At 58.9% G+C, this 18,931-nt stretch carries 15 protein-coding genes; 11 read left to right on the plus strand and 4 right to left on the minus strand.

Annotation, left to right across the window (positions count from 1 at the left end; translation table 11 throughout):
* Positions 1–83: 83 nt before the first annotated feature.
* Complete coding sequence (locus RJQ10_RS05870; protein WP_350144583.1) at positions 84–542, plus strand: ferritin family protein; 459 nt, start codon at positions 84–86, stop codon at positions 540–542.
* 349 nt (positions 543–891) lie between these two features.
* On the opposite strand, the gene RJQ10_RS05875 is transcribed toward RJQ10_RS05870, so the two are convergent.
* The 3 genes from RJQ10_RS05875 to RJQ10_RS05885 form a co-directional block, all read right to left on the minus strand.
* Positions 892–2,145, minus strand: coding sequence for an OmpP1/FadL family transporter (locus RJQ10_RS05875; RefSeq protein WP_350144585.1), 1,254 nt, complete (start codon positions 2,143–2,145; stop codon positions 892–894).
* 129 nt (positions 2,146–2,274) lie between these two features.
* A complete protein-coding gene (locus RJQ10_RS05880) occupies positions 2,275–3,378 on the minus strand; it encodes an amidohydrolase family protein (protein WP_350144587.1) in 1,104 nt (367 codons plus the stop codon).
* A 52-nt stretch (positions 3,379–3,430) separates the two neighbouring features.
* Complete coding sequence (locus RJQ10_RS05885; RefSeq protein ID WP_350144589.1) at positions 3,431–4,498, minus strand: alpha/beta hydrolase fold domain-containing protein; 1,068 nt, start codon at positions 4,496–4,498, stop codon at positions 3,431–3,433.
* A 79-nt stretch (positions 4,499–4,577) separates the two neighbouring features.
* On the opposite strand from RJQ10_RS05885, the gene RJQ10_RS05890 reads away from it, so the two are divergent.
* The 10 genes from RJQ10_RS05890 to RJQ10_RS05935 all read left to right on the plus strand — a co-directional run bounded on the left by RJQ10_RS05890 (position 4,578) and on the right by RJQ10_RS05935 (position 18,519).
* A complete protein-coding gene (locus tag RJQ10_RS05890) occupies positions 4,578–5,000 on the plus strand; it encodes a helix-turn-helix transcriptional regulator (protein WP_350144591.1) in 423 nt (140 codons plus the stop codon).
* A 155-nt stretch (positions 5,001–5,155) separates the two neighbouring features.
* Positions 5,156–6,130 (plus strand): hypothetical protein, encoded by a 975-nt coding sequence (locus RJQ10_RS05895; protein WP_350144593.1) that lies wholly within the window; start codon positions 5,156–5,158, stop codon positions 6,128–6,130.
* A complete protein-coding gene (locus RJQ10_RS05900) occupies positions 6,130–10,437 on the plus strand; it encodes an anthrax toxin-like adenylyl cyclase domain-containing protein (RefSeq protein ID WP_350144610.1) in 4,308 nt (1,435 codons plus the stop codon). The genes RJQ10_RS05895 and RJQ10_RS05900 overlap by 1 nt, the downstream gene beginning before the upstream one ends.
* Positions 10,428–11,717, plus strand: a complete 1,290-nt coding sequence (locus tag RJQ10_RS05905) for a hypothetical protein (protein ID WP_350144595.1) — start codon at positions 10,428–10,430, stop codon at positions 11,715–11,717. The genes RJQ10_RS05900 and RJQ10_RS05905 overlap by 10 nt, the downstream gene beginning before the upstream one ends.
* Positions 11,714–12,247: a hypothetical protein gene (locus RJQ10_RS05910; protein ID WP_350144597.1), complete on the plus strand. Its 534-nt coding sequence runs from the start codon at positions 11,714–11,716 to the stop codon at positions 12,245–12,247. The genes RJQ10_RS05905 and RJQ10_RS05910 overlap by 4 nt, the downstream gene beginning before the upstream one ends.
* Complete coding sequence (locus tag RJQ10_RS05915; protein WP_350144599.1) at positions 12,244–14,430, plus strand: TonB-dependent receptor; 2,187 nt, start codon at positions 12,244–12,246, stop codon at positions 14,428–14,430. The genes RJQ10_RS05910 and RJQ10_RS05915 overlap by 4 nt, the downstream gene beginning before the upstream one ends.
* 124 nt (positions 14,431–14,554) lie before the next feature.
* Positions 14,555–14,851, plus strand: a complete 297-nt coding sequence (locus tag RJQ10_RS05920) for a carboxymuconolactone decarboxylase family protein (RefSeq protein WP_350144601.1) — start codon at positions 14,555–14,557, stop codon at positions 14,849–14,851.
* Positions 14,852–15,012: 161 nt separating this feature from the next.
* Positions 15,013–16,275: a M24 family metallopeptidase gene (locus tag RJQ10_RS05925; protein ID WP_350144603.1), complete on the plus strand. Its 1,263-nt coding sequence runs from the start codon at positions 15,013–15,015 to the stop codon at positions 16,273–16,275.
* A gap of 13 nt (positions 16,276–16,288) precedes the next feature.
* Positions 16,289–17,614 (plus strand): MFS transporter, encoded by a 1,326-nt coding sequence (locus RJQ10_RS05930; RefSeq protein ID WP_350144605.1) that lies wholly within the window; start codon positions 16,289–16,291, stop codon positions 17,612–17,614.
* Between the two features lie 221 nt (positions 17,615–17,835).
* On the plus strand, positions 17,836–18,519 hold the full coding sequence (locus RJQ10_RS05935; RefSeq protein ID WP_350144607.1) for a hypothetical protein: 684 nt from the start codon (positions 17,836–17,838) through the stop codon (positions 18,517–18,519).
* A gap of 148 nt (positions 18,520–18,667) precedes the next feature.
* Here RJQ10_RS05935 and RJQ10_RS05940 read toward each other — a convergent pair.
* On the minus strand, positions 18,668–18,931 hold a 264-nt coding region (locus tag RJQ10_RS05940), incomplete at its 5' end, for an LSm family protein (protein WP_350144608.1).

The following is an 18,931-nucleotide window of genomic DNA, read 5'->3' on the forward strand; positions in this document are numbered from 1 at the left end:
GGGAAAAAACTGGCTCGCACCTGTGATCAATAAGAGTACGTTCGTGCCGGTCGCTTTCGTTTACATGTGGAGAGAAACTATTCATGGCTTTCCGTCAAGTAAAAGAATTGCTGCAGTGGGTTTGCGATTTCCATGAAAGCCTGGCTGTCCGGTATGCGACGTTGGCCAGCGAACAGGACAACGAGCGCATGAAAATGGCGCTGGATTTTCTCGCCAACCGCGAACGGCGCATGCGGCAGAACATTGCAAGATACCTTGAAGATGACAAGACCGGAGCGCTTGATACCTGGCTGATCGACACCTCGGATTTTGTGCATCCTCGTGTGCTGGACAGGATTCCACATTGTGTCGATTGTCGGGATGTGCAGGACATCCTGGCGAATGCCATGGCGGCAAATCAGACGCTCAAAGATATGTACCGAATGCGTGGGGAGCTGGCACAGGTTCCCAGTGAGGCCCAACTGTTTACCGAGCTGATGAACAATCAGGACGCCGAGATGCGACTTCAGGTGCGTGATATCGGCCGACTAGAAATGTACTGAGGCGAATCGTGCCCCCCCTTGATTCAGGTACAAGTCTACCGATCCAACCCGCAGGTGGATACCAAGCCCCGGATGCAGAACTATGCGGTGGAGGACAGTTTCCGGCATCGTACCCGTGATACGGGATCTTGCCGTGGATCAAACTCACTTCTTCGATCAGTATCGTCAGATCCAACCCTGGCTTATCAATGATCATCCTCTACACTGTGCCCAGGTTTGCCCCAAGGGACTCAATCCGACGCACGCGATCAGCGGTATTCGACGCCGTCTACTGTCCGACAGTAGTTGATATGAATTACCTGCCGCTATTCTCGGCTGGCGAGTCTTCTCTGCTCCCCGGCGGTATCCATCAAAAGTGTATCGTATAGCCGATTGCTAGTATGTTCTGGTGCATGCTGAGATCAGCTTCACCGCCACCGAAGGGCACGGGTATGGAGTTTACGCCGCGCACGTTTTTTTCAAATCCGTGTGTGTAGGCGAAATTCCATTCACCCTTGTCGGACATGGCCCAGCTGGCTCCGAAACTCAGGTGGGTCTCAATCACGCCAGGCGCCAGTATGTTGAAGAACGTTTCCGACGCAGGGATAGGCTGATCCATGTGGCTGATACCGGCACGAAGGGTCAATGTATCTGTCACACGGTAGACTGTACCGAGCTTGTAGACATCGCTATCCTCCCAGCCAAACCCGGGCCCATCTGCAACACCCAGCGGCACGCCCATCAGCAGCGGCGCCAGCGGGTTGCCCACGGAATTGATGCTGCTGTAACGAATGCGTTGCCAGTCGGCGGCAACTGTCAGTGCCTCCGCCAGCTCCCAGGCTATGCCCGCGCCGAAGGATTCGGGGATATCGAAACCGCCCTCATCGGCAAAGAGCCCGGCATAGTCGTTGAAATTTGACATGTCGATTTCTGAGGACCAGGCAACGCCGAGCGTGATGCCCTCATTGACTTCGCCCATCCAGCCGAGCTTGATACCCCAACCGGAGCTGCTGTCGTGTCCGCGGTCGGTCACTGAGCCGGGCCGGCTGCTGAAGCCATTAAACGGGGCAATGCCTCGCGCCTCAAAACGTTGATAGGCGAAAGTCGCGGCGGCACCGAAACTGTGTGTCCCCTGGTGCCAGGCAACGGACGGCGTGATGAACGCTTGGGATAGATCGACACCTGCGGTACCGCTAGCGCCAAAGGCGGCATAGGGGTTGTCGCTGTAGCCGGTATTCATGCCACCGTTACCGTAGATTGCCACGCCCCAGCTGATTCGCTCGTTGAGTGCTCTCGTGAAGCCAATATCGGGCAGAAGAAACCGGGTATCGTCATTCCCGTCGTAGTTGCCGTTGGCTCCAGCCAGGTTGCCTGCAATGGACGAGCTCCGATCGGGCTGGAACCAGGTCAGTCCGGCATCGAATCGATCCCCGACCTGGCCAGTGCCAGCCGGGTTCGTGGCTGCGGCCAGAGCATCCTGAGGCAGGGCAAAGCTGACCCCGGCAACAGCCTGGGCTCGTACCCCGGTGCCATGGGTGAAATAGCCGTTGGTGGCGTAAGTATTGCCGGCCGCAATTGTTGACAGTAGTAGAATGCCGGGCAGGCGGAAATTTTGCGGAATCACAGAAAATCACCACTTGTGGTAAAGGATTTGCTTTAGTCGGCCTTGACCGGCGGCCGAGGGCGCATCCTAGGGCAGTGCGGGCGTTGTGCCAAAGATTTTTTCTAAATATGCTTATAATAACAGCGCTGATCAGGGCACAGGTGAGTCCGGCAGCACGCCCCGCTGCGGCAACAGGGCGAGGAAGTTGCTGTGCGCAACCTGCCTGGCGACCGCAGCTGGCAGCGCTTGCAGGAACGGTTCAAACGCTGACATCTTCTCTCCCAGCTTGTCGTACTTCCCCAATACATCCGAGCCGATAACAAAGCGGGAGGGGTGGCGCGACACCAGCGCCACCCAGACCGGCACTGGCCGGCCGTCCTTGTCCAGCAAATAAGGACTGAGCACGGTCCAGGACAGGTCGATGTAGAGATTCGGATAGGCGTCCAGCATGCGGCTTATCGTGGGCAGGAGGAAATCCAGCTTGCCTTGAAAACGGTGCAGGGTTTTGCTGGTGCCGGCGTGTGCCCAGATGAAATTTACTGTGGGAAAGGTTCTCAGGGCCGACTCAAGCTCCTCGGCATACAAAGGATTACGTTCACGCTTGGACGTAATATTGCTGTGCAGTAGCACCGGGAGCCAGTGCCGCGCGGTATAGCTGTAAACGCCAAACATCGCCACACTATTGGCGCGGGGTGCCTCGCCGTCCGTCAGTGCCGTTAGATCGTCGTGGCGAGTGATGACCTCCCCGATGCCCTGCCACAGGCCGGGGTAAAGCTCGGCCATTTTCTGCAGGTGCAGGCCGGCGTTCTTGTCGGTCGGGTTAAAGCCGCTCAAGAACGGATGCAGCCGTCTGCGCTGCTCCGGGCGCAGCGTTTGCAGCGCCTCGGCCAGGTAGGCATCCGTAGCGCTGAACCAGTAGACGCGGGCGTCGTCTCCGGCGTAGGTGTCGGGGCGCTTGGGCTCGTCCTCATGCCACTTTTTCATCAGTGGTATGCCGGACACCATGGCGTTCCCCACGGCGCATTCATCCATGGCGCTGATCAGGGCGGAGAGCGGCTCGCCCTGCTGGAAAAAATCGACCGTGTGGAGGTGGCCGTCGGTATAGCGAACCTCATCATTATTGGCAACCGCGGACGAGATACCGGCGCCCAGTAGCAGGGCACCGCAGGAGCCGAGCAGGGCGCGCAGAGCGTTGGAAACAGAATGGGAGTAGGGCACGGGGGCGGGCAGCGGGGTCGATGGTCGGTGCGGCACAGTGTAGCAGCCTGGCCAGGTTGGAGAATAGCACTTGCGTCTCGCACCTAACTTAGCCAACCCCACGCACATTGAGGTGTCGGGCAAGGAATGCCGCGGCGACGGTCAGGGATTTTGTTGCCTCATCGCTGGCAAAGCGCTCCAGGTGATGTCGCGGGCTGTCCCAGTAGCGTATCTCCGCGTGACCGCCGGCATCACTAATCTTTTCCACCACTCTCAGTGCGTCATCAAAATGCATGTCGTAGCGACTCGTGTGGATGGCAATTGGCGGCAGCGCAGCGAGATCGGCATAGATTGCCGAGGCCTTGGGCTCGGTGACGGGGGTCGAACCAAGATAGGCGCGGACACAAAACGCGGCGGTTTCCATGCGGAAGGGACTATCGGCGCTGGCGCTCTTGGTGATGTAGGACCAGCCACTCAAGCTGAGGTCATTCCAGGGCGAAAACAGCTGGACGGCGGCGGGCAGGCAGTAACCCAGCTCGCGCAAGGTCAACAGGGCACCCATGGTGACGCTGGCGCCGGCGGTGTCTGCGGCCAGCACGATATTGCCGGGGCCATACTGGTCAAGCGCCCAAATATAAAGGGCAACCGTGTCATCAATTGCCGCAGGGTAGGGCGCCTCAGGGCTCATCGCATGATAGTTCAGTACCGCATCGGTTTCCGCCAGCTCCGCCAGGCGTTTCGCACAGGCTATCTGAGCCGTCGAGGGCGGTAGCATGAATCCTCCACCAGCCGTGTAGATCAGCAGGCCCGGATGCTGCTTTTCCCCGCGCAACCAGGCCGCCTGCGCGGGTATGTCCGCGACCGGGTTCAGTTTGCCAACGCGCGGCGGCGACATCTGTAAAGTCGAGGCCTTGCCACTGAGGTATGCTTCCCGCATTCGATGCAGCATGACTTCCAGCTGCCGAGGGTCGTCAAGATGGGTAAAACAACGCTTGATTCGCCCCAGCAGGACACGTTCGATGACACGGTTTTCCATTCTCGCCAGCCAGTGATCCCAGTAGCGCCGTAACAGCTGGTGCTCGCTCCTAATGAAGGTAGCCAGGCCGCGCGACTGCAAGGCATGCAGGCGAACGGCTGTTGACAGTCCTGCAGCTCCCGCAAGGCTATTCGCACTCATTATCCTTATGGTCCCCTATCCACGCATGGTGTTCTATACTAACTGACGTAATAGACGTTCAGAAGGGTCAGGTTCCAACATGACCAACGTGAAAAAGCCGAAGAAAAATGAATGCGCGTGTGGAGTCAGCGCGGAAACGCTGGTCCATATACTCGCCGGTGCCGGTCTTCTGGGTGAGGACAGAACAGGTGACCTGAACCAACACCAGCGGGTCGTGCAGATTCTGAACCAATTTGATGATGACCTGCGCGGGGAAATCCAGCGGCGTCTGGACGTGGATAAACCCGATCTGATCGCCAAGATCATTGAATTCTGCCAGCAACATAAATTGACCCCCGCAGAACAGAAGCTGGTGCAATCGCTGTGCCAGGGGCATTCCCTGGCACAGCATGCAGACCGCCATCACATCAGTAAACACACCGCGCGCACCCATCTGCAGCGCGCGCGGAAAAAGGTCGGCGTGAGCCGCCAGGCTGAGCTGGTTCGTCTTGCTCTCGAGTAGTCACTGAATATACGCCGTTTGGCGTATGGCGATGCCTGGTGGCGATTGCTACGGTTAAGAAAAAGCGGTGAAAGTAGGTGGCTCAGATGGCGTCATTTCAAGGGACTGCCAAAGGCACACTCCTACAGATATTGGCAGTCGCGTGCTGCATAGGTATGAGTACGCCCGGTTCCGGGGCCGGGGTTGTCGGCTGGTCAGACAAGAAGCCACCAAAAGGCTGGTCGGAAGCCGCCTACGACTCGGGCAAGACCGAGCCCGCCTTCGGCAACAAGTTCACGGGCGACAAGAACGAACCCTATAACTCTCTCACTGATCCCCACCACCCCCTGAAAAACCCCAACAAGGAACCGGACCGGGGCTGGCAGCGTGCCCCGGGCAGTCGCAAAGACGACAACAGCCCGGGATTTTTTCCGGTTGCGGCTGACTGGGACTGGGGAGAGCGGTTTTTTGAGCAGGAATTTCCGGTGGTTCTGAACATCAGGAATCATTGCAAAACGACACAACAGGTCAGCATTTTTATCCGCGGTCTACCTTATCTCACGCTGCCTTCGCGCGTCTCCGTACCGCCCAGTAGACAGGGTGTCGATGTCCCGGGCAAGGTCAAGCTGCCGGGACCGCCGTTTCCCTCTGGGCGCCCCGGCGAGCCGGCCATGGGCTGGGTAGACATGGACCCAGGCTATATTCCGCCGGGCATGCCGCCACCCAAATTACACCAACCCAACTATGTCAGCATCATGGGTGAGGTTGTGGTATGGCACCCGTGGTCAGCGGACGCCAGGGGTGAGGAATGCCTGCCGGTGCGTACCAGCTATGCGGTAGGAGGACACATGCACTGGCGCCCGCCAGAGCCCGACTCCGGCCCCGCTGGCCCCTCGGGCTTTGCCGAGATTGATCCCTGCACCGTGTGGTGGAACACCGGTGAGGAGCCGCCTCGGGAGAAAGGCGATTGTACCCGGTCCATGCAACTGCTGGCGGAGCACTTCATGGAAAAAGTGTTGCCGCCCTATCAGACCAACTCGCCACAAGACTGGGCCTGGTTGACCGCGTTCGGCGGTGTTCGCGACAAAACCATTACCGAGTTACTTGAGATGAAGTACCGCGCCAGCGTGCTGATGGGGCAGGCATCGTGATGCGGTTCACGCCATGGTCGGCACACAAGCGTGGTGGCGTGCTGTTGTTTGCTGCCTGGGTGAGCCTTCATTTCCTCTTATTCGCGTTCGCGCAATCCTCGGCTCAGGCAGACCCCACCACAATTGCCGAGGCACAGAGCGACCTGGAGAGATCCAAAGCCTTTTATGCCAAGAGTGCGGCGCCGATAGAGAGACGTCTGAAACTCAACATCAAATTGCTGAGGAATGCACAGGCACGAAAAAAGGCAGCCGATGAGGCGCTCAAGGCGAAGCAGAAGGGCCTGCCCTGGTACCGAAAGCTCATCGACGACGCGGAAACCGACAACCTGCAACGACAACAGGGTGCCGCGGAATCGGAAATCAAAACCTATGTGGCCAAGATCAACAGCCTGCAGGGCTCCCTGGACTACCTGCAGCAGGAGCAGCGCCGCTACAACACCGAGACCAGCCTGAACATTACCAGGGCAGACCCCGCGGCGAAAAAGGCCGAAATTGCGCGCCGGGAAAAAAAAGTGCAGACGCTCAACGGCGAGTATTACACCCAGGCCGCGCAAAAGACAGCGGGCGAAATTGTCTTCGACCAAAAGCTGGCCACGTTTGACCAGCTGATGATTCAGGCGCGCAATGCCGACCAGGACGATGTGGCCAACGCCATCGGTAGGGATCGGGCGCTGGTGGCTCAGGTCAAGGCGCAATGGTTGAAGGGGCAGGAGACGGCTCTTGCCAGCAAGCGTGGCCAGCTGGATCAGGCTTACGCCAGCAACAAGAGGGACGGCCTTGGACCCGCGCACTGGAGCGGCGATAAACGCGCCGATAGTCCGGAATTCATTGACCGCGAAGCGGTGGAATCGACAACGCGCACCGCGACTGAAATCGCCAGTTCCGCGCTCGCTAACACGCGGCAGGATATGTCGGTCACAGCGTTCCTGGAGGACTACGGCAAGACCGCGTTGTTCGATGAGAAAACCGGCAACTTCGACCCCGCGGGCGTTGCAACACGCTACGGGGCTTATGCCAAGGGTTCAGCGCGCGCCGCCAAGGACGCCGTGGTGGATCTGGCGGTGCTCACAGTCGTCGTGGCAGAAACCGCCGTTGAGGCGACACAGGTTGCCATTGAACATCACACGGGGGGAAAAAAGAGCCAGGTCAACCGGGGCAAGATCACCGCCCTGTATGGTGCAGGCAACGCGGTTGCAGACCTTGCGGATGCAGATAGCCCCGAGGCGCAGAAACGCCGCGAACAGATTTCAAAAACAGTTAGCGGTGTGCTCGGCGCCGGGGATCGCAAGTTGGAGAAGCTCGCCGGGATGGGCGAAAAAGGCGTGCTGCAGGCCACGGAATATATCGGCTACGGTGTTACCACCGTAGTCGATCCACTTTTCAATTCTACCGGACTGGTGAGAAAGGCTGACAAGGCCGGCGATCTCGGCAACCTCGGCAAACTCGAAAGCGAGGGCATACTCAAACGCCTGGATACTGACGCGCTGGATGCACGGGCCAAGCTCAACGAACTGCCCGGCGACGAGTTTATTGACACGCTAAAGAAAAATGGACTGGAGCCCAAACGCACGGTCGAGGTGCGCGGTGAAAAATTCCACCTGTCGGAACCCTTTGAGGGCCCTGGCGGCAGAACAATGGTGGTTGCGCTGCAGGAGGGCGCCAACGGCAAGGTCGTGCCGCGAACCTTCTATCTCAGTGGCGAGCACGGCGTCTGGCGCGCCGCGCCTGCGCAGATGTTCGGCGGCGGCGGCACACCGCTGCTGAATAAAGGCCCGACACGCCCCGAGACAGGGCAGTTCGTCAACGAGGGTGTCGTGGACCTGGATGCCGCCCTGCAGGGCAAGCTGGATACGCTAACCAATGACCTGGGGGTAAAAAAGCTGGATGGCGATGCCGCCAGCAAGGCAGCACTGGGCCACCTGGAACTGGCCACCGCGGAAAAGTCGCCGAATAGCCTGAAAGTCGATGCGAAAGACGGTGCCAAACCCATACCACGCGATGCCAACGGTAACCTGCCCGAGGCCATGCGCCCGGACTGGGCCAATGGACTGGTCAGCAACACCGTCATCACAGACCACCCCTTGTACGGCACCCTGGAGCGCTTCGTCTACAAATCCAAGGACGGCGCCACTGACTGGATCGTCAATCGCGCAGAGAACGGCGACGTGTGGATTGCCAGTATGCAGGACGCCCGCGCTGGTATTACCGGCCAGGGAACGCGAGGTCAGGCCTGGCAGGCAGCGGATCTGACCCGGCAGCCGTGGACCAAGGATGTCGACGGCAACTACGTTCCGGCCGAGGGCTGGAAGAATCCGGTCAACGACTATATGGCCCGGAATCTTCCGGGAGCGCCGGAAGGCGCGGCGGTGCGAGCCCCCATCGGCGTTCCCTCGACACCCAACCTGGCTCGGCAAACAACGCACCTCGGGCAGACCGCGGCGCAGCGGGCCCGCGCGATCCAAGAATCGAACATGGTGCCCGAGCACGCCGAGGCATTTCGGCGCATCGCGCAGGAGCGCGGTGAAATCATCATGGTGCGCCCGGTAAACCCGCACTCCACCGGGAAAATCGCCGATGACGCCGCGACCAAGGGCATGAATATCAAAGGCAAGAGCACGGACTGGGGGCCGGACGAAGCGCTGGGGCTGATCCCGGTGGATTCCCGGTACAGCAAGCTCGGTAACCCGGAACTGAAGGTGAAGACCGGACCTGAAGAATTCCGCAAGTACAGCGAGCTGAACAAGAAAGCGCTGGGTGAGCCCTACCACACGCCGATCAAGGACAAGGATGGCAACGTTATTGGCTGGCAGCGGCATGAGCCGGTTGAGGCAATCGCCATGCAAAAAGCCCTGACGGGCAAGGACGGCCAGCCGATACTCGGTCCTGACGGCAAACCGCTGATGGTACTGGCAGAGCGCGTCAGGGTGCTGGGTAAAGATGGCAAGCCGCAGTTTGGTCCGGATGGTAAACCGTTGTTCCAGGCAGGCAATCCGATTACTGCGGACTACGACCTATTTGCGGTGGGCTCGCGTAAACCGAAGAGCAAGCTGATCGAGAACGACCCGGAAATGGGCACGATTTCCGAGCGCGAAGTCGAGACCATGGAAGCACTGAACAAGGCGGTGCAGAAGACCGGTTACAAGGGCGGCAAGGTAGTGCATCACGGACCAGCCAACCGCTTCGCCGACTTTTTCGAGGCCGCTGATTTTCCCATCACCGTGATACTGCCAAACGGGGAAATCATCAATCTCTACTCGGCAAACGAGGTGCTGATCCTTTACCAACGAATGGCACGCTCGGGATTCAATATTGACTCCATGCCGGGCTGGAACTTCGGTATCACCGATCCGCAACAGCGCATCGCCACCGCACGCAAGGGCGCGGCAAAAGGTGCCGACCGGCGTGGGCGGCAGGCACAGGCAGATACAGCACGTGCCGTCGTCGGCGAGGCGGCTGGCAATCTCGGTCGCACACTGACGGGAAAGCCACGCCTTGCCGCCGGCAAAGCCGCCAACTCGGGCAAGGACGAGGATGCCACAGAGCAAGACTTTACGATTGGCATCGGCTCCAATCCCGAACGCTTTGCGCTCGTCGACCCCATCTACTTTGAATTTGGTCCGAACTCCTGGCTGGCGGATATCGAGAGCTGGGTAGCTCCCGGCAAAGAATCGCTCGTCTCGCTGGGAAGTGGCGTGACCTTCGAGGTGGAGAGTGCGATCTCGGTGGCCGGCACCAATACCCACAGCTCGTTCGCCATCGCGGCGCAGATGCTGGCGGACAGTGGGGCAGCAACGCCCGCACCGCCGCCAGCACAACAACCCGTGCGCGATGCCCCTTCGGAGGCCGCGCCGCCACCCGTGCAGGAAACGCCGCCCCAACTGACCGTGGGGCCGCCCGCTGCCCCGACCCAGCCGCCCAAGCCGGTTGCACCAAAGCCCGAGGAAAAGCCGCCGGTGCTTGCGCCACCGGCGCCAGAGAAAGAACTGAGGATTCGCATCGGTACGACTCGAGGTGGCGCGCGACACAAGTCCAGCTTCAGCTTTGCCTGTTTTTCCATTCAGCTTGCGGGTGATACCGACGAGGCCGAGTCGGCGGAAGTCTCCATCAGTGGGCCTGGTGACGACGGCTTTTACCGGCTCGCCATCGGGCTCAACGCCCGCATCGAGGTGGAACACAAGATCTACAGCTACGGCACCTACAACTTTGAGGTAGAAAGAATCTCCGACAAGCAGGGCCAGAGAATGGAGATTGAAGGCTCTACCCGCGGTAGCTACCAAGTGACAGCCGAGGAGGCTCCATGTTTCTGATCAGGCTTTTGGCATTTTCCCTGGTTTTCTGTGTCGGCAATGTTGCGGCCCAGCCCTCATCCGACGAGGTGGGAATTCGCCCCGAGGGTAGTATGCAGGGCAGTGAGCATCGAATGGCGGGACGCGAAGCGCGGTGCTGGATGTGTGAAAAACTCGCCGCTGAAGTGAACAGAATGCCTCCGCTGCTAAACGCTTTGCGGCTACGAATCACGGAACTTAGGGCTCTGGAAGGAGAGGCAGAGTACGAGCTCGATCGAAGCAAGTATGGCAAGGATGTGGTTCTCTATCCGGGCGTCGACCTGGCAACAGCCGAAGAGGCGACCATTGTAAAGAAAAATATACTGGTATCGTTCGCAAGTCTGATCGTCGGCGCCCGGCAGACCTACAACGAGGATTTCTGGTTGCAGAATGAAGAGCGCTTTCTGCAGGAGATCAGCAAAGATTTGCAGCAGGCGGAAGCTAATTACGTCCTGGCACAGGACCACCTGAGCAAAGTGCTGGCCTTACTGGACGCGTGCGAGGCCCGCTACTGCCCGGGTATCACTGGGCGCGAGCGCTTATTCTATACCAGCGGTGCCGAGGCGTACTTCGAGCTGGAGCAACAAAATCCCTACACCGGATTGGCGATTTTCTCCAGCCAGGCTCTGCGCAGTGCACTGACCAGCGACTTCAACCGCGCGGGGGCACCGCCACCCGCCCCGCCGCAGCCAGGTCCGGGCCCCGATCCAGATCCCGGCCCTGATCCCGGTCCCGATCCTGATCCCGGTCCTGATCCCGGTCCTGATCCTGATCCCGATCCCGATCCCGATCCCGATCCCGATCCCGATCCCGATCCCGATCCTGATCCCGGTCCTGATCCTGATCCTGATCCTGATCCTGAACCCGCGCCTGGAATCCTGCAGGTTACTGGCGCCCTGTCGATCTCCGAGACGCACATCGTGGGTGAAACCGCGTGTCCGCAGGTGCTTGGCACTATCACCCTGCGCAATACCGGCGGTTCGCCACTGGCCTACTCAGTCAGCGGTGTCGCGCCCTGGATGAGCCTCAATGGCGATATGCCCGGCCGCGGTCCAACCGGTGAGCTCGCCCCCGGCGAATCGCTCGCCGTCACAGTTACGTTCACCTGCAATAACTTTGGTGAATTCCCGACCGAGGGGTCACCCACTGAAGTTCGCACCTCGCTGGACTTCAGGGCGACCAGTCTCGGGCAAGACGCGGGGGACGGGATGGCTGCGGTCGATCTCAGCATTCAGGATTCGACGGTGGGAGAGGGGCCATGATGACACTTGATGCACGCCGATCCCGTGGCCGGGTAGCGGTACTGGCTGCCCTTGCGCTCACCCTCTGCTCCCTGACGACCACCGCGCGGGAGTTTCGCAGCCTGAATTCCGTTGAGGCGTCGATGCCCGTACCCGAAGCAGCGGAGCTGGTCGAGACTTTCGAGCCGGTGGCGACGGAGCTGGTTGATCAGGCAGTAGAACAGCTTATGGCGTCCTGGGGGACGCCCGCCATGCAGGATTACCTGAGTAAGAACTTTTTCGACAAGGATCGACTGACCGATGTGATCGACACCATCGTCCCCCGTGATGCCAAAATCCGCATTCTTTCAGTACAGGGCATCCAGACCGTGCAGCAATGGGAAGAGCCGTCGCCGGTGGTTGGTCAGGGCATGCTGCGTGTCAGTCGTGTTTCCGTGGTGGTGCGAACGCAACTGGAGTTTTCGCAGCCGGATGGGACATTGGCCACCTTTCCAGGCACCACCGAGTACATTCTCAAGTTCAAGGAACGTAATGCGGGGGGCAAGTCATGAGTACTCTGCATAGATTTGCAATCGCCGCTTTCGGTATTGCCTGTTTCGCGCTTGAGGCGGGTGCCGACCCGGGCTGGCAGGTAACCGGCTCGAACAGCAGCCGCATAGAACACTACGACGTCGACGGCGCGCAGAACGCCAGTCCTTATGCCTTTGAGGGCGGGCAGGCGTTTAATGAATTCAACCTAAACCTGAACCGCCGCTTCTCTCCCTATCGATCGCTCAAGGGCCAATTGTATGGAGTGCTTAACGATTCCAACTACCGTTTTCCTGACAACGGGTTACAGGCCGAGCGCCTGAGCCTTGTGTACGAGAACGGCGAATCCAATCTGCCCTACCGGTTTGAGGGTGGGGATGTGTACACCTATCTCAGCTACCGCACCGTTCAGCGTTCGATCAAAGGTATACAGCTGGATATGCAGCCCAGGGTGGATGACAATGGCCGCAGGCATTCTTTTCTGGTTTTCTCCGGCGCCAACCAGAATCGCTGGAATGACTTCGAATATTCCGACAGCCAGAGCTCCGGCGCGTCCTGGCTGGTGGAGGACGGCGAGCTCGGCAGCCTGAACCTGAACATTGTCAATACGCAGGAGTCAGCTCGCAGCGTAGGTGAACTGGACCGCGAGCAATGGCTCGCCAGTGTGGCGGCAGAAACCAATTTCAACCTGGGCGCCCACAATATCAACCTGGAATCCGAGTTCGTCTATTTTGATGGCGACCACGACGGCGACTTCGGCGCCGCGACCGGGCAGGGCCGGGACGACCACGGCATTTTCGCCGAGCTGGTTGGCAATGCCTATCAAAACTTCAGTTATCGTCTGCGTTATGAGGAATATGGCTACGATTTCAGGCCCAGCGCCTCTGTCGTGGTGAACGACCGCCGCTCCTACGAAGCACACGCTGCCTGGCAATTTGCACAGGGCTTGCGGCTGCGCGGGCGCCTGCAGACTTACCAGGACCGTTTCGATTCGTTGAATCAGCTGGATACGGACGTGCTTGGCATTGACCTCAGTGGCAGCCTGACTGCGTTCGGTCTGGCCAGGCATTCCGGGCGCTTGCGGGCATACCGCGAGGAAACTGAGGACGAATTCGGAGCGGTAGATCGCAGTAGCGTCGGGCTCGACCTCAATGTCACCTCGCCGCTCTCCGGCAAGCTCAACCTGATGACTGACCTGGGTCTGCTTGACCAGAAAGACCGGCTGGACTCCTCACTAGACGCCATCACCAGCGAGCTGGGCATCGCCGTCTCCCGACAGGTCGCGCTGGGTGAATTTTTTGGTAACGTGAGTTTTGGACTGCAATACCGCGATATCGACGGTGGGCTGCGCGAAGGCAATGAGATCTCGCCACGCATTGCCTTCAACCTGGGCGACGGTACACACACCCTGCGTTTTTCCCTCGATTACCTCGATCAGTCCCGTCGTGAGACGGTGGATCCGGATCTGCGAACAGCGACCGCCTCGCTGCATTATGACCTGCGCTGGAAGCAGCATGAATTCGGCTTCGAGGCAGACTACTTTGACCGCCATGTGGACCTGGCCGACAATACAGCGGCATCGAGAGTAGCGGTGTACTGGACCTGGTACTTCGACGGAAAATCGACCGCTCGACTGGCCGGCGCCGGTGGTGTGAACCTCAATCCCGCGAGTGGCCTGGATGAGCGGCTGGAAATCTCATCGCCGGCCCTGCTTGCGCAGCTGGCGCCAGGCCAGTGGCTGGATCAGGTGGTAGACAAGATGCTGGATGCGTCGGCGCCACAACCGGTAGTAGACACTGACGGCCTCGTCTACGAGTTTCCGGTCCTGGGACGAATTGATCAGCGTCAGCGGCTCGCCGTTACTTTCCGAGCGCAGGTGGTAGACAGAATAGGACTGATTATCGACCTTGAGAACGACGGCAGTCCCCGCTCCGCGGGCCAGCTGTACAGCCGTGTGCTTGAGGACTTGATAAAAGCCTACGGAAGGCCGCAACGAGACTACTCCGAGGGTGAATTCAGTGAGAACCTGGTGATGGACGTCAACAGGGATCGTTTCAGGCGTGTAACCGAATGGGACACCTACTACGGAGTACTGCGATTCGGCATACCCCGTCGCATGGACGGCAAGGTGCGTTTGGAAGTCCAGCATCTCCCCCGCGCGATCGCCGTGAATGACAGGTTCTGGAGCATGGACGGCGTTCTGTAACAGTGAAAGTCTGAAATCCCACCGGCGGATATTTGAGCCATGGCGGTGTCCTTGACGGGGTATCACCTGGTCGTCAATACTCGAATTTTTTTCAAAAGTATGCAGCCGCCGGAGGCAGACAGCCATGGCCAGAGTCAGGAAATTGCCGCTTGAAGACTGGGACCCCGATCTTCGCTCCATGACCCTCGCTGACGAGTGCTCCCCCCTTGAGCAGGGGTTGATGCGTATGTTCGCGCACTGCCCGGAACAGGCGAAAGGATTTGCGGCGTTTGGTGGATCCCTGAAAAGTGGTCGAAGCCTGCCCGAGGGGCTCGTTGAGCTGGTGCGCCTGAGTATTGCGTTCCATAACCAGTGTCGAAGCTGTATGGCGATCCGCTACGCCGACGCTGTAGCCGATGGGGTTACCGAAGACCTGGCGTGAGGAGTCAATCGTTGTACGCTAGAGGGCGTAAGCAGAGCGGGCACGGGGCGATCGGGGTCACCTGGAGTCAAGTGTAGATCAACACCCGTGTTATTGCTGCAAACCGGCACGGGGAGTAGCAAGCACCGATACCACTTCGTGTGGTTTTGAGAGGAGATTTTATGAGGCGGGAAGCATCCGACAGGCTACGTGCCAAATTAGTGGAGTGTGGGGCTGCGGGCATCGTGCTGACCACCACCGACAACGTGGGGTATTTAAGTGGATTTGAGTCGGTTATGGATGGCTGGCGACAGCCAGAGCCAATATCCGCTGTGTTCTTGCCGGCGTCTGCTGATTTACCGGTGACACTGTTTTTGCCGGAAGCCAGTCTGATTAGTCTGGTCGTGGCTGCGAGAGAGGGGCAGGACCTGCTTTTCGACCGGCTGCGAACCTTTGATTTCCTCAATTTCTGTGTCACCGCTCGGTCCCTGGACATGGACCTGGAACTGCCGGCCGACGTACTTGAGGAGCTAAATACGCTGTCGACCCATATTGACGGCAACTGTGCGTCCAACATCATCAACTCGTTGGCGGAGTGTCTGCGCCACCAGGGGTTGGTTGGGGAGACCGTTCTGTTTGATGATATGCGTGTCGCTATGGCGCTCAACCAGGCGAGTGGGCAGCAATATGCGGACGGGCTCGAAACCATCATGGCCGCCCGCTCGATAAAGACGTCGAGTGAAATAGACGTTTTCCGCGAAACCGGGGAAAAAGCAGACAGGGTACTGGAATTCACCGTTGGGGAGTTGCGCTGTGGGCGCAGCTGGGCTGAGATCGAGAAGCGGGTGGCCCACTTCATGATCGATGAGGACATTGACCCCTTGCCCCAGAGCCCGATGCTGTTCGGAGGCAGCTATGACGCGATCTTCAGGCCTGACCTGTTTCGTACGTTCTACGACAGGCCCTTTGCGCCTGGTGATATAGCGATACTGGAAACCCAGGGGCGTTATAAAAACACCTGGATTGATATCAATCGAACCGCGCATTTTGGCAAGGCTCCCCCTGCCTACCGCGAACAGCATGCCCAGGTTCAGCGCTGCTTTTCCGAGATGATTGCGCAACTGAAGCCAGGGGCGAATACCGCGGCAATTTGTGAGTCCGTGCGCGCTTCAGCGGCACAGGAACTGACGGTCCCGGAAAAGTTGCTGATGATCACTCACTCCATCGGCCGCGTACCGTTGGAGAGCCCGGTTCCTTTTCCGTCGACCGGATTACGGGCGGCCACAGAGGGCTTTGAGGTCAAGCCATCCATGGTGCTCAGCGTTGACTGCCTGTATTTCGGCAGCCGCTACGGTCCCTCGCATATGGAGAATGTGTTCCTGATAGGGGAGGACCGGGCGGAGAGTATGTACAGATACCCGCTGGACTTGATTGAGACGGACTAGTGCTCCCCCGGCATTGGCCGGACTCATACAAAGAGGTGTTCTTATCTTTGCCATTGAGACAAGCAAGGACAGAACCCGTGGAAAAGCGGGTTTTCTGGCGCTCGCCGCCCTCATCATAGCCGGTGAGGCCATCTTTCTTCTGCCCTTCGTTCTGTCGCGCATTTTCCGTCCCACCTTCATCAACATTTTCGGCATTACCAACCTTCAACTCGGCACCGCGTTCTCCCTGTATGGGGTCATAGCCATGCTGTCCTATTTCGCTGGCGGCCCGCTGGCGGACCGCTTTTCCGCCCGCAACCTGCTGGTGGCGGCATTGCTGGCGACTTCCCTCGGTGGAGTGATCATGGCCGCCATTCCACCCATTGGCGTGCTGACCCTGCTCTACGGCTTCTGGGGACTGACCACCATCCTGCTGTTCTGGGGGGCCCTGATCAAAACCACCCGGGAACTGGGCAGTGTCCACCAGGGCAGGACTTTCGGCCTGCTGGACGGCGGTCGCGGCCTGTTCGCGGCGGTTATGTCGTCGGTATCGGTCCTGGTGTTTGCGGCCCTGTTGCCGGCGGAGGTGGGAATTGCGACCCTGGCACAGCGCGAGCAGGCACTGGCTGCAATCATTCAGGGATTTTCCGGGATGTGTGTCCTGTCGGCGCTGCTGGTCTGGCTGTTTGTGCCGCCGACGCCGCGGACCGATACCCTGGCCAGTGCCGGGGTGAGCTTGCGGTGCCTGCGGCAGGTCATGGCCATGCGCACGGTCTGGTGTCAGGCGATCATCGTGCTGTGTGCCTACGTTGCTTATAAAAGCACGGATGATTTTTCCCTGTATGCCAGGGACGCCTTCGGCTACGACGAGGTGGAGGCCGCCACTATCGGCACTGTTTCGTTCTGGGTACGCCCGGTCGCGGCCATTGGCGCGGGATTACTGGCAGACCGGTTCAGTGGCACGATCATGCTGTTGTTGAGTTTTGCCGTCGTCATGCTGGGCAGTGGGGCGATCGCGGCCGGTTTGATGATGCCGGGGCTGCCCTGGCTGTTGCTGGCGACCATCGCGGGCACCAGTGCCGGTATCTATGGTTTGCGCGGCCTGTATTTCGCCATTTTCGCCGAGGGGAATGTCCCATTAATACAGACCGGGACAGCAGTAGGCGTCGTGTCTTTTGTCGGATTTACGCCGGATATCTTTATGGGGCCGCTGATGGGCTGGCTGATCGATTCCTCTCCCGGGGCCGTCGGCCACCAGCATGTATTTGGGGTCGTGGCGGGATTTGCTTGTATCGGACTGATTGCGACGGTCCTGTTTGGTCGGACAAGCCGGGCCTTGCCGGCACGCGAACCAGTTTGAGTTCTTCGGTCAGGTTGCCGACGGCTGTGTGACCTTGAGGTCGTCAGGTAACGCCTGCGCGCTGATCCTCACTTTACTGGAGGACCAAGGACCTACGTTGGTTGCCGTTTACAACTGGCCCAGAGGTTCGCTCCACGAATTGCCACCATTGCTTGATAGTTTCAATCGGAAGGGGTATCGTCCTCCGACTTATAACTACAGTAAATCATCGGGGAAGACTAATGGCGAGATTAAACTTAATTGTTGGGAACTCTGCGCTTATTGGGCTTGCCTTTGCCTGTACCCCAGCGCTCTCCCAGACGACGGACCCAGCAACAGCAACCGAAATAACGCTCCCCTTCTCCACTACAGTAGACACAGGCGCCTCAACCATATCAGGTGACAACAGCACCGTGCCTGCTCCTTTTGATGGGTGCTCCGTTGACGATCAGGGCGTCTTTTACAAGTTTAATTCTGGGGCGGTTACTGAAATTGATTTTTTTGCAATCGGTGAAGATACAGAGATCACAGTATCGCCGGCCGATGACGCTGATCCCTGTGCGGGAGGTGACGACGACGCCGACCCACTATTTGCTGACGTTGGCTTATCCCAGCCAAGCGGTTTTCCGCCGGCACCGGATATCGATAACAGTGAATTGTTTACCGGAATTACACTCGATGCCAACACAGACTATATCGTGCTTGTTGGTCATAACGGCGATACTAACGTTTACGACTGCATCGCTTGGGGGATAGCTCCTACCGGCACCCCCTTTGCAGGCTTCACGCAGGAAACATGCCCTGCATTCGCTAATGCATCCATTGGCAGCCGCCCTGCCACTCCAGTACCGGCCTTACCGCTCTACAGCTTGCTCGCGCTTGGTGGACTCCTCGGTTTATTCGGTCTGCGTAAACTCAAGCGGTAGCTGAGCACAAAAACCTCAGAAGCCCCGCGAATTTGCGGGGCTTTTTTGTTTCTAGCCAAGAAAAACAATAACCTGGGCCACTACTGTGCAAGCGGTTATTGAACCACAGGGTCTGTGGCGGGCTGTGACATCAATGAACCGCGCTGAGCTATTTCAGTTTCTGCGGCGCGACGTCGACCACGTTGCCCCTCGCGACGTCTTTGATTGGCGAGAGCAAGTGCGGGGAGATATTCCAGCGTTGCCCGTTATCCGTCACCACGGTCACCGTCTTACGGTTGAACTTCATGAGGGTGCCGGTAAGACGCCCGTTTTGTGGTGATTCGAAGCTCACCCGAGCGCCCGGGTGGAACTGCATCATGGATTGGTGTGCCTGCAGTGATTCCAGCATCTTCAGGCGTTCAACAATCCGGTG

The sequence above is a fragment of the Haliea sp. genome, from assembly GCF_040222615.1.
GTDB lineage: Bacteria > Pseudomonadota > Gammaproteobacteria > Pseudomonadales > Halieaceae > Haliea.